Genomic DNA, 12,698 nt, shown 5'->3' with positions numbered 1-12,698 from the left:
GCACAGATGAGCTTGAATGCACAACGTGAGCAGCCCGACGGGGTCTCGCTCGGCTGTCCGCGAGGTGGATGATGGAGCGGTGGTCGCAGCGTTCCAGCCCATCTTCGATCTCAGGGACGGATGCGTCGTCGGGTACGAGGCCCTCGCCCGCCCGCGCGACGGCTCGTCTCCGGAGGAGTTGTTCGCCCGCGCGCGCGAGGAGGGGCGGCTGAGCGAGGTCGACCGCGAGTGCCGCTCGGCGGCGCTGCGCGAAGCGGGCGCCGCGGGCCTCGGAGCACCGTTCGCGCTCTTCCTCAACGCCGATGCCGGCGCCCTGGAGATCGACCTGCCGGACCTCCCCAGCGGCGGCGCCACGCTGATCATGGAGATCACCGAGAGTGCTTTGACGGAGCGCCCGGAGGCGGTCCTGCGCACTTTGACGCGGCTGCGGACGCGCGGCTGGGGCGTCTCGCTCGACGACGTCGGCGGCGATTCACGGTCGCTGGCGACGATGCCGCTCCTCTATCCCGACGTGATCAAGCTCGACCTGCGGCTGCTGGGCGAGCGGGACCCGCTGGACGTCGCGCGCGTCGTGACCGCCGTCGGCGCCGAGGCCGAGCGGCGCCACGCGACGGTGCTCGCCGAGGGGATCGACTCCGAGGCGCAGCTGGAGATGGCGCGCGCCGCGGGCGCGACGCTCGGGCAGGGGTTCATGCTCGGCGAGCCGGGCCCGCTCCCGAACCCGCTGCCGAAGCCCGGGCGTCCGTTGCGGCTCGCCGGGTCAGGCGGCGATCCCTCCGGTCCGCTGCCGTACCAGCGGGTGACGAACTGGAAACGGCCGACGCGCGGGCCGCTGGACCTCGCCGAGCGGGCGGCCGCGATGCTCTCGGCCCAGGCGTCCGCGCTCGGGCCGACCGGGATGCTGCTCGCCGCGCCCGACGCCGTCCACGCGACGGCCACGCGCTACGACGCGCTGCGCGAGTCGCTGGGGTTCGTGGGCGTGCTCGATCCGGGCGCCCTGGAGGACACGTGGACCGAGGTCGCGCTCGGGCCCGGCTTCGGCGTGTGCTTCGTGGCGCGGCGCGAAGCGGACGAGTGGCTGTTCGCGACGTCCTACGACCGCGAGCTGGTCGTCGAGTGCGCGCTGCTGCTCATGGCGCGGTTGCCGCAGCTTCCGCCACCTCGCTGATCACCTTGGACACCTGGGCGCCCTGCCACGCGAGCGGCGAGGTGCCTTCCTCCTCGGAGACCAGCGTGGCGCCCGGGATCTCGGCCGCGTAGCGCTCGCCGGTGACGTACGGGTGCTCGGGATCGACCTCGTCGCGGCTGGCGACGATCACCGTCGGGGCGTCGATCGCGTGCAGCTCGCTCCAGTCCTCGAAGGGGCGCGAGCGCGGGACCGCCTTCAGGGCGTCGGCGAGCGCGTCCGGGTGCTCGTGGGCGGCGAGCCGCTGGTGCAGGACGCGGTCGATCGTCTCCAGCCACTTCTCGGGGACGTCCGGCGTGCCGTAGGCCGCGACGAAGCCCTCGACGCCGCCGTTGCGCAGGCCGTCGGACAGGCGGTCCCAGCGGTCCATCGCGTCGGGGCGGCGGTCCTCGGGGTCGTACGCGGGCGTCATGACGACGAGGCCGGCGACGCGCTCGGGGTGGTCGAGCGCGAACTTGATCAGGGTGTGCGCGCCCATCGAGGCCCCGGCCAGCACAGCGCGGTCGATGCCGCGGTCGTCGAGGATCGCTTCGAGGTCCTGGGCGAGACGCTCGTAGCCGTAGTCCTTGGGGTCGCGGGCCGGAGCGGACTGCCCGTGGGCGCGGGCGTCGTAGGCGATGACGCGGTGGCCGGAGCGCTCCAGCGCCCGCGAGCCCATCACCACATAGCGCCGGGTCGCGGTCAGCCCGTGCAGCAGCACGACCGGGCTTCCCTGCCCCGCCTCCTCGCCGGAGAGGGTCACACCGTCCGCATCGGTCCGAAATTCCATGCGGTCTATCCTCGCATTGTGCCCATCGACGCCACTGAAGAGACCTTTGAGCGCGACGTCATCCAGCGCTCCTTCGAGCAGCCCGTGGTCGTCGACTTCTGGGCCGAGTGGTGCGGTCCCTGCCGCTCGCTCGGGCCCGTGATCGAGAAGGCCGTGGCCAAGCGCGACGGCCAGGTCGATCTCGTCAAGGTCGACACCGACGCCAATCCGCGCCTTTCCCAGGCCTTCGCGATCCAGTCGATCCCGGCCGTGAAGGCCTTCAAGGACGGCAAGGTCGTCGACGAGTTCATCGGCGCGCTGCCGCCGGCTCAGGTCGAGCAGTTCCTGGACGGGATCGTGCCCTCCCTGGCCGACGCGCTCGTCGCCGAGGGCGGGGACGACAACCTGCGCCGCGCGCTGGAGCTCGAACCGGGCCGCGCCGACGCCGCGATCCCGCTGGCGCGCTCGCTCGCCGCCGCGGGTGACCGCGAAGGCGCGCTGGAGCTCCTGGCGAACGTGCCCAGCTCGTTCGCGGCCGACGGCCTCGCGACACGGCTGCGGCTCTCGGATGACCCATCGCTGCTCGCGGCGTTCGACGCGCTCGACGCGGGTGAGACCGAGAAGGCGCTCGACGCGCTGATCGAGGCCATCGCCGCGGGTGACGCGGAGCGCAAGGACGAGTTGCGCAAGGTCGTCGTGGGCGTGTTGGACGAGCTCGGCCCGGCCGATCCCCTGGCGCGTGACGCGCGCCGGAAGCTCGCTTCAGCCCTCTACTAGAGCGAGAACGCCAGTTGGCCCACCGGCGCGGCGGGCGCCGGTGGTTTGTCGGGCTCGAGGTCGTCGAAGGCCGCGAGCCGGACGCCCAGCAGGCGCACCGGTTGGGTGGGCGCGTAGGCGCGCAGCAGCTCGAGCGCGGTCTCGGTGACGAGCCCGGTGTCGTTGGTGGCGTCCGGGAGCGTGCGAGCGCGGGTGACCGTCGTCCAGTCGGCGAGGCGAACCTTGATCGCGACGGTGCGGCCCTGGCGGGACTTGCCCTGCAGACCCTCGCAGAGCTCCTTGGACAAGGTCCGCAGGATCGTCTCGAGCTCCTCGGTGGAGGCGACGTCCTCGTCGAAGGTGCGCTCGGTGGAGACGGACTTGGCCGGGCCGCCCTCGGTCTCGACCGGCGAGTCGTCGTGGAAGGTCGCGCGTGCCTTCAGGTAGCGGGCGGTTCGATCGCCGAAGCGGGCCGCGAGCTGGCTCTCGTCGGCCTCTTGCAACTGGGCGACGGTCGAGTAGCCCAGCTCGGCCAGGCGCTCGGCGGTCTTCGGCCCGATCCCGGGCAGACGGCGCGTGGGTGCGGTGGCGAAGCGGATGCACGCCTCCTCGCGGCCCATCGCGACGAAGCCGGCGGGCTTGCCGAGGTCCGAGCAGCACTTGGCGATCAGCCGGTTGGGGCCGACGCCGGCCGAGATCTGGATGCCGGTGCGCTTGTGGACGTCGTCGATCAGCTCGCGCAGGACGCGCAGGGGCTTCTCGACGCCTGTGAGGTCCGCGTAGGCCTCATCCAGCCCCATCGATTGCAGGCGGTCGAGCTTGGCGCGCACGAGCTCCCACACCTCGCGCGACTTCTCGCGGTAGGCGGTGAAGTCGGGCGGGATGACGATCGCCGTCGGGCACAGCCGCCGCGCCTGTGAGGCGGGCATCGCGGAGCCGACGCCGAACTTGCGCGCCTCGTAGGACGCGGTGGTGACGACCGAGCGCGGCCCGGAGCCGGCGACGATCACCGGCTTGCCCTTGAGCTCAGGGCGCCGGATCAGCTCGACCGTGGCGTAGAAGGCGTCGCAGTCGAGGTGGGCGATGACGCGCTTCGGAGCCACCCGTTGAGATTAGGGGTGGCTCCGGACGCACGTACGTTCGTATCGGGCTACTTCGTGACCTGGATCGGCCCGTGGCCACTGAAGCCCAGCTTGTGGGCGGTCGCCGCGGTGAGGTCGTACTCGCGCCCACCCACATAGGGGCCGCGGTCGATCACCGGGACGCGCAGGACGCGCCCGTTGTGGCGGAACGTGACCTTCGTGCCGCACGGCAGCGACTTGTTGGCCACGCCCACCGAGCCGGCCTGCAGCGTTCCGCCGCAGCCCAGCTTGTTGCCGAACAGGCCTGGGCCGTACCACGACGCGAGCGCCGAGCGGTAGACGTTCATGCGCCCGAGCAATCGGGTCTCGCCGGTGCTGAGGCGCAGACGAGCACGCGAGCTCATCGCGCCGCGGATCCGCTTGCGCAGGACAAAACGCCCGGAGCGGTTGGTGCGATCACGGTCGAGGGTCACCCAGCGGCCACGCCGCTGGACCTGCAGTTTGGCTACACCCGGGGCATCGACGTGACCCTTGACGGTCACGCGGCTGCCGGTCTGGATGTTCAAGCGCTTGGTGCTGACGCCGACCTTCGCGTCGGCAGCGGCCGGGATGACGGCCGCAGCGGTCGTAGCCGTGAGGCACAGTGCGCCGGCGCGCAGAGCGCGGCGCAGCGTGGATCGCGACATCGATCCTCCTGTATTTCCGCGTCCGGCCAGGTCTGCCTACAGGGCGTCACAGCGATCCCCGCGCGTCCCCTCTCTCCAGAGGGCGCTTGCACTTCTAGGGATCCCCCACCCGCGAGCACCTCGTGCACTCGCGGCTCGGCTTGACCGAACGAAGGTTCGAGGCTACCAGCGCCCGCGGATGTCAGCGCAAAGACCCGACGATCGTCGGGTTCTACACCGCGACGGGGAATTCTTCCCGCAGGCGAGCCAAACCGAGCCGGATCCGGCTCTTAGCAGTTCCGAGCGGAACGTGTGCGCGGCTGGCGATCTGATCAGCGGTGAGACCACCCCAATAGGCGAGGACGATCGCCTCGCGCTGCGCTTCAGGAAGCCTGCTGAGGGCCTCGCGGACCTCGGCACGGTCGTGGTCGCGCTCGGCCAGGATGCCGGGGTGATCCTCGACCCGGGGCTCCTCGGAGCCGGTCACGACCTTCAATCGGTCCGCGGCGCGGCCGCGGACCTGGCCCTCCCGCCATACGTCGAGCGCGCGCGAGCGCCCGAGCAGCCGCAGGTAGGTGCCGAGGTCACCGCGCGAGGCGTCGAACGAGCCGGGGCGGCGCCAGAGACGCAGGAACACGTCCTGGACGATGTCCTGGGCCTGCGACGCGTCATTGACGATCCGGAAGGCCGCGGTGTAGACGGCGCGGTGGTGTTCATCGAACGCGCACCGGAAGGTTTGAGGGTCACGCAGATCAACAGCCACAACCGCGTTATACACCCTGTTGAAGGTTTCTCAAACATCGGCGAGGTGAGAGAATCTGAGCCCGATGTCGAACCCCGACCGGCTGACCGGCCTGGACGCCTCCTTCCTTGCCCTCGAGAAGGACGGCGCACACATGCACGTGGGCTCCGTCCTGCTCTTCGAAGGGCCCGCGCCGGACTACGACGACTTCGTCGCCCGCATCGCCGGCGGCCTGCACCTCGTGCCGCGCTACCGGCAGCGCCTCGCGTTCCCACCGCTCGGTGCGTCGCGGCCGCTGTGGGTGGACGATCCGCACTTCAACGCGGGCTACCACGTGCGCCACACCGCGCTCCCCGCGCCCGCGGGCGAGGAGGAGCTGCGGGCCCTGGCGGGGCGGGTGTTCTCGCAGCAACTGGACCGCGAGAAGCCGCTGTGGGAGATCTGGCTCGTCGACGAGGTCGCCGGCGACCGCTTCGCGCTGATCTGCAAGACCCACCACGCGCTGGTGGACGGGATCTCGGGCGTGGACATCATGACGGTGCTCTTCGACCTCGATCCGAGCCCGCCGGAGCGGGACGAGCCGCCGCCGTGGGCCGCGCGGCCACTCCCGGGGCGGGCCGAGCTGCTGGCGTCCGCGGTGGCGGAGCGCGCGAAAGCGCCCTTCGGCTTCCTGCGCGGGATCCTCGAGCATCCCGACCGCGCGGGGGTCGATGCGGGCCGCTCCGTCGCCGGCCTGGCCGCGATGGCCGCCGCGGGGCTCTCCGGCGCGCCGCCGAGCCCGCTCAACGTGCGCATCGGCCCGCACCGGCGGTTCGCGTGGGCCGCGGCCGACCTGGCGACCTTCAAGGCGATCAAGGACGCGCTGGGCGGGACGATCAACGACGTCGTCCTGACGGTCGTCACCGGCGCCCTGCGCGCGCATCTGTTCCGCCACGGGCGCGACCCGGAGGGGCTTGAGCTGAAGGCGATGGTGCCGATCTCGGTTCGCGCCGACGCCGACCGCGGCGCGCTCGGCAACCAGGTCGCGGCGATGTACGCGCCGCTGCCCGTGGGGCTCGAGAACCCGGCGGACCGCTTCCGCTTCGTCCACGGCGCGATGAAGGGGTTGAAGGAGTCCGGCCAGGCCGTCGGCGCACAGGCGATCACCCGCCTCGCCGACGCCGCCGCTCCCACCGTGCTCGACCAGGCCGCGCGGCTGCAGTCGCGCCAGCGCTTCTTCAACCTCACCGTGACCAACGTCCCGGGTCCGCAGGTGCCGCTGTATCTGATGGGGCGCCGGCTGGAGGCCTTCTACCCGAAGGTCCCGCTGGTCCTCAACACCGCGCTCGGGATCGCGATCATGTCCTACGACGGGCACATCTTCTTCGGGCTGCTCGGCGACTACGACGCGCTGGCGGACATCGACGCGCTGGCCGCCGATGTGGACGCGGCGATCGCCGAGCTCGCCGGCGCGGCGGGCCTCGGCCCGCCCGCCCGCCGCCGGCGCCGGACGCCGGCCCGCGCGTGAAGCGCGTCCTGATCGTCGCCGGCACCGTGGTCGTCGCGCTCGCCGCGTGCGTCGGGCTGATCACGGTGCTCACCTCGCGCGATTCCAGCCAGGTCAACGAGGCCGCCGGGCCCGGTACGTTGGAGCCCGACCACGGCTCGGGGCGGGTCAACACCGGGCCGGCAACGCCCGCCTCGCCCGCCGACCGGCCGCCGACGTCCGGCAAGCATCGCGAAGCGCACGTCCTCAAGGACCAGACTGAGCTCAGCGACGACCAGATTCTCGACGCGCTGCAGTCAGGCAACGTGATCATCACGTACGAGGAGGCCAAGCCGCCGGCGGCGCTCGTGGCGCTGCAGCGCGACGTGCAAGGCGGCCCGTTCGACCCCTTCCTGTCCGGCGCGGGCCAGGCGGTCATCCTCGCGCGGCGGCCGGGCGCGGGCACCCAGGCACTCGCCTGGCGGCGCCGCCTGATCGCCTCAGGGCCAGACGACCCAAAGCTGCGCGACTTCGCGGACGCCTGGCTGGGTCAGGCCCCGGGCTACGACACCGGGTAGACCGTCGTGCGCACGAGGGCGCAGAGCCGGCCTTCGTCGTCGGTGATGTCGACCTCCCACACCGCGGTCGTGCGGCCGTTGTGGCGACGGCGGGCGGTCGCGTGGATGGTCCCTTGCGTGATCGGGCGCAGGAAGCTCGTCTGGTTGGAGACGGTGCGCCCGTGGCTCGCGGTGAGCGCGTCGGCGAGCGTCGCGTAGACGCCGCCGTGGACGAGCCCGAGCGGCTGGCAGAGCGAATCGGTCACGGGCACGCTCGCGCGCACCTCGTCCTCGGTCGCCGCGATCAGATGTATGCCGAGCAATCCCGCCACTTCCACTAGCCTAGGCCGGAAGATGTCGTCGCGCAGCAGCGCAACCGCATTCGAGCGGCTGGCGCCGGACCAGCGCGCCGCCGTGGAGCTGGTCCTGCGTCAGGGCCGCTCGTACGGCGAGCTGGCCGAGCTGCTCGGAATGCCCGAGGAGACGATCCGCGCTCGCGCGCGCACCGGCGTCTGCGGCCTCGCCCCCGATCTGGCGGCGCCGGCGCGGGCGGGCGAGATCGTCGACTGGTTGCTCGGGCAGCAGTCTGAGGCGCACGGGGCGCGCACGCGCGCACTGCTCCTGACCGATCCGGCCGCGCAGACGTGGGCGGCGACGGTGGCCGAGCCACTGCGCGCGGCCCCGGGCGGCGAGAACGTGCCGTTGTTGCCGACCGCGCCCGACGAGGAGCCGCCGCGGGTCAACGGGACCGATCGCACGGCCGAGCCGGTTGCGGACGGGGGCGGGTCCTCCTCTCGCCTCGGAGGGGCGATCCTGATCGGCGCCGCCGTCGTGCTCATCGCCGCGGTGCTGGTCTTCGTCTTCACCCGCGACGATGACAACCCGCCGGCGGTCTCCGACGAGCCCGTCGCGACCGCCACCGCCACCGCGCCGCCCACCGCCACCGCCTCCTCGGCCAACGACATCCTGCTCAAGGGGCCCGCCGGCTCGCAGGCCGTCGGGCTGATGCGGCTCTTCGAGGCCAATGACGGCACGGTGCGCTTCGCGATCGCGGCCACCAACGTCGCCCCGAACGCGGCCGGCGAGACGTACTCGCTGTGGTTCCGCAAGAACGCGGGCGGGGCGCAGCTGCTGGGCGACGTCAAGGATCCGGTGGGTACGAAGGGCGAGCTGACGTCCGCCGGCCCGAGCAACGCCGACGTCGACAAGTTCCCGCAGTGGTTCGCGGACTACGACACGATCGTGGTCACGCTCGACGGCAAGAACGCCAAGGAGCCGGGCAAGGTCATCCTCAGCGGCGATCTGCCGCACGCGTCGACTGGGTGATCATCGCCGGGCCAAACCTGACGATCGACCGCACCTCGCGGATCGCTGAGCTGCGCCCGGGTGAGGTGTTGCGGGTCTCGGACGTCGCCGTCACGCCGGGCGGGAAGGGGTTGAACGTCGCGCGGGCGGCGCTGCTGCTGCGCGCGCCGGCCTCGCTCGTCGGGTTCATCCCGGGCTACACGGGCCGCGCGGCGGCGGCGATGATCGCCGAGGAAGGCATCACGCTGCAGGGGATCGACGTGGCGGGCGAGATCCGTTCGACCGCGATCGTGCTCGAGCCGGGTGGGCGCGCGACCGTGTTGAACGAGCCCGGGCCGTTCCTGGAGCGCGACGGGTGGGTCGCTTTGGAGGCCGTGGTCGACGACGACCTCGCCGACCACGGCGTCCTGGTCTGCTCAGGCTCGCTCCCGCCCGGCGCGCCGGAGGACGGCTACGGCCTGTTGGTCGCGCGGGCGCGCGATGCGGGCCGGCGCTCGGTCGTCGATGCCGCGGGCGGCGCGTTGGCGGCCTGCTTGAGCGCATATCCCGACGTCGTCGTCCCGAACCTCGGCGAGGCGGAGGGCGTGCTGTTCGGGCGGGTGGACGAGGCGGTCGACGCCGCCCCCGACGCGCGGCCGCGGGCGGAGCGGGCGGCGCTTGAGCTCGTGCGCCGCGGCGCCGAAGCGGCCGTGGTGACCGCCGCGGCGGCGGGTGCCGCGGTGGCGTGGGACGGCGAGCCGGTGTGGATCGAAGCGCCCCGCGTGCACGTCGTCAACCCGATCGGCGCGGGCGACGTGCTGACCGCGGCCCTGGCGGCGGCGCTGGAACGCGGCGTCGCCCTCGTGGAAGCGGTCCGCGAGGGCGTGGCCGCGGCGTCGGCGGCCGTCGAGCACCCGGTCGCGGGTCGCTTCGACCCGGCCCGCATGCGCGCGCTGCTGCGCTGAGTCAGCCGAGTCGGGCTTCGAGGAAGGCGCGCTCGGCGGCGTTGTCGGTGAGGCGCAGGGCCTCGCGGTAGGCGTCGGCGGCTTCCTCGTGGCGGCCGAGCCGGCGGAGGAGGTCGGCCTTGGTCGACCAGAGGTAGCGGTAGCTGCTGAGGCCGTCGATCGCGTCGAGCGCGGCCAGCGCGGGTTCGGGACCGTCGGTCTCGGCGAGCACGACCGCGCGGTTGAGGGCGACCACGGGGGACGGCCACACGCGCAGGAGCACGTCGTAGAGCGTCAGGAGCTGCGGCCAGTCGGTGTCCTCGTAGGCCGGCGCCGCGGCGTGCACGCCCGCGATCGCGGCCTGGAGCGTGAAGCGCCCGGGCGGGCCGGCCTTCAGCGCGGCGACGATCAGCGCGTCCGCCTCGGCGATCAGCGCCGGGTCCCAGCGCGAGCGGTCCTGGTCCTCCAGGACGTCGCCGCGGGTCGCCGCGCGTGCCCGCACCAGCAGGAGCAGCGCGAGCAGACCCGCCGCCTCGCGCTCGTTCGGCAGCAGCGCGTGGAGCATCCGAGCGAGGTCGAGCGCGCGCTCGGCGAGGTCCGTGCGGGCGAGGTGCTCCCCCGACGGTGCGGTGTGGCCCGTCGTGGCGAGCAGGTGCACGACGGCGAGGACCGTGTCCAGCCGCGGCGCGAGGTCGTCCGGCACGACGTACGGGATTCCCGCCGCGGCGATCTTCTTCTTGGCGCGGGTGAGTCGCGCCGCCATCGTCGGCTCGCCGACCAGGAACGCGTGGGCGATCTCGGCCGTCGTGACGCCGCAGACGAGCCGCAGCGTGAGCGCCACCTGCGCCTCGCGGGCGAGCGCCGGGTGACAGCACGTGAAGATCAGCCGCAGGCGGTCGTCACCGATCGTGGCGTTCTCCGCGGGCGGCGGCACGTCCGGCTCGAGCAGTAGTGGGAGCTTGGCCTGGAGCGTGCGGCGGCGGGTCAGGGCGTTGAGCGCGGTCCGGCGGGCGGTGGTCGTCAGCCACGCGCCGGGATTGTCCGGCACGCCCTCGCGCGTCCACGCGCGCAGCGCCGACACGTAGGCGTCCTGGACCGCGTCCTCGGCGGCGTCGAGGTCGCGCGTGACGCGCACCGTCGCCGCGAGCACGTAGGCCCACTCGCGACGATGCGCGTCGGCGACCGCTTGTTCGATCGCGGTCAGTCGAGCACCTGGAAGCCGATCAGCGGTCGCACCTCCACCCCGCCCACGACGATCGGGACGAGCTTCGCCAGCTCGAGGGCGTGGTCGAGGTCGCGGGCTTCGATGACCGTCACGCCCGCGAGGCCCTCCTTGGTCTCGATGAATGGGCCGTCGGTCAGCAGGTCGCCGCGGATCGACGTCGCCGTGTCGTCGGTGTCCAGCGCCATGCCGGCGAGGAGCTTCCCGCCGCGGGCGACCATCTCGCGGTCCACGGCGCCGTGGGCCTCGAGGATCTCCGGCGGCAGCTCGGCCGCCGGCGTGGCTTCGAAGATGAGGATCGCGTACTGAGGCATCAGGCCGCCACCTTCTCACGCCAGGCGCGCTCGTCGGGCGCGCCGTCGAAGGCGTGCACGCCGACGCCGACCGGCCAGCCCCAGGGCTCGCGTCCGTAGACGCGCACGAGCTCGGTCTCGGTGCGGATGCCCACCATCGTCCCGTCGCGGTAGTCGATGGTGCCGAGCGCGATCCGGTCGCCGGGTCCGGCGGTCTCGGGGACGCCGAGGCGCTGCAGGACGTCGGCGGTCGAGCCGGGCACCTCGTCGAGCCCGAGATAGTGCGGCGCGCGGCCCGCGAAGTGCCGCAGATACTCGCCGAGCGAGTGGTAGTAGAAGCGGGTGTGCTGGATGCACGCGTCGGCCTGGACCGCGTATTCGTGCGGCTCGAACACTGTCGAGTGGACGTAGCTGAGGTGGGTCCAGTCCAGCGTGTAGTCGAGGGCGTTGTGCCAGCCGTCGTCGCGGCGGGCCTCGGTGCGGAAGTGACGCTGCGGCTCCCAGGCGGTCACGGTGCCGCCTTTGGAGGTCAGTCCCCGCTCCGCCCCGCCGACCCGCGGCTCGTAGTCGATGTCCCAGATCCACGCGGCCCCGTGCTTGGTGATCCCGTCCCAGATCTGCAGCGGCGAGCCGGGCAGATCCCCCTCCCAGCGCAATTCGAATGGCTTGCTCATACCCTTACGACAAACGGGAGCCGGCGAAATCGACAGGTTGCTACTCGGATTGGACGTCGGCACCACCGCCATCAAGGCGGCGGTCGTCGACGCAACGGGTTCCGAGGTCTCGCATGGCCGGGCGGCGACGCCCTGGCGCGGCACCGAGCTCGACCCCGACGAGCTGCTCGCCGCCGCGATCTCGGCGGCTCTGGCGGCGCTCGGGGACCTGCGGGTCGTCGGCGTCGGCGTGGCGAGCATGGCCGAGACCGGCGTGCTGACCGACGACGCGCTCCGGCCGGTCGTCCCGTCGATCGCCTGGCACGACACCCGCGGCGAGGAGGAAGCGGCGGAGATCGCTGCCGAGCTGCCGGATTTCTCGGCGCGCACCGGCCAGCCGCCGAGCGCGATGTGCACGCTCGCCAAGTACGCCTGGATGCGCCGGAACTGGCCCGACGCGGCCCGCGGCACGCGCTGGTTCAACGTCGCCGAGTGGATCGTGCTCGGCCTCGGCGGCGACGTGCGCCCGGAGGCGTCGCTGGCCTCGCGCACCGGCTTCTACGACCTCCACACGGGCCGCGCGTGGGCGCCGGCGCTGTGCTGGGCCGGCGCACCGCCCTCTTTGGCACCGCCCCACGTCCCGGCGGGCACGCCGCTGGGCCGCGTGCAACGAGCGTCGACTTTCGCGAGCACAGCGCGAGAAACCCTGCTTTCGCTGCTCTCCGGCGCGGTGCTGGCCGTCGGCGGCCACGACCACGCGGCCGCCGCGGTGGGAGCGGGCGCGGCCGGCGAGGGCGACGTGCTCGACTCGTGCGGCACCGCCGAGGCGATCCTGCGCGCGACCGCGCCATTGGACCCCGACACGGTCCGGCGCGCCGTCGCCGACGGCTTCACCGTCGGCCGCCACGCGCTGCCGGACCGCTTCGTGCTGCAGGGCGCGTTCTGGTCGGGCGAGCAGCTCCAGGCCGAAGTGACCCGGCTGGGCGGAGACCGCGCGGCGCTGGAGCGGGCGGCGCTCGAGACGTTGGCGGCGCGCGAAGAGGCGGGCGCGAGCGGCGCGGGCGCGAACGGTGCGGGCGCGGGCGGTGCGGGCGCGGGCGG

Annotated in this window: 15 protein-coding genes; 7 read left to right on the top strand and 8 right to left on the bottom strand. The window is 73.0% G+C overall.

What is annotated here, in order from left to right:
- The first annotated feature begins 16 nt into the window (after nt 1-16).
- Nucleotides 17-1,168: an EAL domain-containing protein gene (locus OM076_RS26830; protein ID WP_270043184.1), complete on the top strand. Its 1,152-nt coding sequence runs from the start codon at nt 17-19 to the stop codon at nt 1,166-1,168.
- Here OM076_RS26830 and OM076_RS26825 read toward each other — a convergent pair.
- On the bottom strand, nt 1,131-1,955 hold the full coding sequence (locus tag OM076_RS26825) for an alpha/beta fold hydrolase (protein WP_270043183.1): 825 nt from the start codon (nt 1,953-1,955) through the stop codon (nt 1,131-1,133). The two genes, OM076_RS26830 and OM076_RS26825, sit on opposite strands and share 38 nt — an antisense overlap.
- Nucleotides 1,956-1,973: 18 nt before the next feature.
- Between OM076_RS26825 and trxA the strand changes: the two genes are divergently transcribed.
- Nucleotides 1,974-2,711, top strand: coding sequence for a thioredoxin (trxA, locus tag OM076_RS26820; RefSeq protein WP_270043182.1), 738 nt, complete (start codon nt 1,974-1,976; stop codon nt 2,709-2,711).
- Here the strand turns inward: trxA and dinB are convergent.
- The 3 genes from dinB to OM076_RS26805 form a co-directional block, all read right to left on the bottom strand.
- Nucleotides 2,708-3,793, bottom strand: coding sequence for a DNA polymerase IV (gene dinB / locus OM076_RS26815; RefSeq protein ID WP_270043181.1), 1,086 nt, complete (start codon nt 3,791-3,793; stop codon nt 2,708-2,710). The genes trxA and dinB overlap by 4 nt on opposite strands.
- Nucleotides 3,794-3,840: 47 nt before the next feature.
- Entirely contained in the window at nt 3,841-4,458 is a 618-nt protein-coding gene (locus tag OM076_RS26810) for a septal ring lytic transglycosylase RlpA family protein (protein WP_270043180.1), read from the bottom strand.
- 211 nt (nt 4,459-4,669) lie between these two features.
- Nucleotides 4,670-5,215, bottom strand: coding sequence for a sigma-70 family RNA polymerase sigma factor (locus OM076_RS26805; RefSeq protein ID WP_270043179.1), 546 nt, complete (start codon nt 5,213-5,215; stop codon nt 4,670-4,672).
- A 49-nt stretch (nt 5,216-5,264) separates the two neighbouring features.
- Here OM076_RS26805 and OM076_RS26800 point away from each other — a divergent pair, with 49 nt between their 5' ends.
- Both OM076_RS26800 and OM076_RS26795 read left to right on the top strand, forming a co-directional pair.
- Nucleotides 5,265-6,686, top strand: coding sequence for a WS/DGAT/MGAT family O-acyltransferase (locus tag OM076_RS26800; RefSeq protein WP_270043178.1), 1,422 nt, complete (start codon nt 5,265-5,267; stop codon nt 6,684-6,686).
- Complete coding sequence (locus tag OM076_RS26795; protein WP_270043177.1) at nt 6,683-7,222, top strand: DUF3105 domain-containing protein; 540 nt, start codon at nt 6,683-6,685, stop codon at nt 7,220-7,222. The genes OM076_RS26800 and OM076_RS26795 overlap by 4 nt, the downstream gene beginning before the upstream one ends.
- On the opposite strand, the gene OM076_RS26790 is transcribed toward OM076_RS26795, so the two are convergent.
- Nucleotides 7,207-7,533, bottom strand: coding sequence for a PaaI family thioesterase (locus tag OM076_RS26790; protein ID WP_270043176.1), 327 nt, complete (start codon nt 7,531-7,533; stop codon nt 7,207-7,209). The genes OM076_RS26795 and OM076_RS26790 overlap by 16 nt on opposite strands.
- A gap of 22 nt (nt 7,534-7,555) precedes the next feature.
- On the opposite strand from OM076_RS26790, the gene OM076_RS26785 reads away from it, so the two are divergent.
- Both OM076_RS26785 and OM076_RS26780 read left to right on the top strand, forming a co-directional pair.
- Entirely contained in the window at nt 7,556-8,527 is a 972-nt protein-coding gene (locus tag OM076_RS26785; RefSeq protein WP_270043175.1) for a sigma factor-like helix-turn-helix DNA-binding protein, read from the top strand.
- Nucleotides 8,524-9,450, top strand: a complete 927-nt coding sequence (locus OM076_RS26780; RefSeq protein ID WP_270043174.1) for a 1-phosphofructokinase family hexose kinase — start codon at nt 8,524-8,526, stop codon at nt 9,448-9,450. Before OM076_RS26785 ends, OM076_RS26780 begins: the two co-directional genes overlap by 4 nt.
- 1 nt (nt 9,451) lies before the next feature.
- Here the strand turns inward: OM076_RS26780 and OM076_RS26775 are convergent, their stop codons facing one another.
- The 3 genes from OM076_RS26775 to OM076_RS26765 are packed head-to-tail and all read right to left on the bottom strand — an operon-like array spanning nt 9,452 to nt 11,618.
- On the bottom strand, nt 9,452-10,579 hold the full coding sequence (locus tag OM076_RS26775) for an RNA polymerase sigma factor (RefSeq protein ID WP_270043173.1): 1,128 nt from the start codon (nt 10,577-10,579) through the stop codon (nt 9,452-9,454).
- Between the two features lie 50 nt (nt 10,580-10,629).
- On the bottom strand, nt 10,630-10,965 hold the full coding sequence (locus OM076_RS26770; protein WP_270043172.1) for a YciI family protein: 336 nt from the start codon (nt 10,963-10,965) through the stop codon (nt 10,630-10,632).
- Entirely contained in the window at nt 10,965-11,618 is a 654-nt protein-coding gene (locus OM076_RS26765; RefSeq protein ID WP_270043171.1) for a hypothetical protein, read from the bottom strand. Before OM076_RS26765 ends, OM076_RS26770 begins: the two co-directional genes overlap by 1 nt.
- Before the next feature lie 49 nt (nt 11,619-11,667).
- Here OM076_RS26765 and OM076_RS26760 point away from each other — a divergent pair.
- The coding region (locus OM076_RS26760) for an FGGY family carbohydrate kinase (protein ID WP_270043170.1) at nt 11,668-12,698 on the top strand (1,031 nt) is incomplete at its 3' end.

It is taken from the genome of Solirubrobacter ginsenosidimutans, assembly GCF_027587205.1.
This window is presented reverse-complemented; position numbering and strand designations above follow the sequence as displayed.

Bases quoted from the DNA above. Each gene is read 5' to 3' on its own strand.
- OM076_RS26830 (WP_270043184.1), top strand. From the start codon at position 17: ATGCACAACGTGAGCAGCCCGACGGGGTCTCGCTCGGCTGTCCGCGAG.
- OM076_RS26825 (WP_270043183.1), bottom strand. From the start codon at position 1,955: ATGGAATTTCGGACCGATGCGGACGGTGTGACCCTCTCCGGCGAGGAG.
- OM076_RS26810 (WP_270043180.1), bottom strand. From the start codon at position 4,458: ATGTCGCGATCCACGCTGCGCCGCGCTCTGCGCGCCGGCGCACTGTGC.
- OM076_RS26800 (WP_270043178.1), top strand. From the start codon at position 5,265: ATGTCGAACCCCGACCGGCTGACCGGCCTGGACGCCTCCTTCCTTGCC.
- OM076_RS26785 (WP_270043175.1), top strand. From the start codon at position 7,556: ATGTCGTCGCGCAGCAGCGCAACCGCATTCGAGCGGCTGGCGCCGGAC.
- OM076_RS26770 (WP_270043172.1), bottom strand. From the start codon at position 10,965: ATGCCTCAGTACGCGATCCTCATCTTCGAAGCCACGCCGGCGGCCGAG.
- OM076_RS26765 (WP_270043171.1), bottom strand. From the start codon at position 11,618: ATGAGCAAGCCATTCGAATTGCGCTGGGAGGGGGATCTGCCCGGCTCG.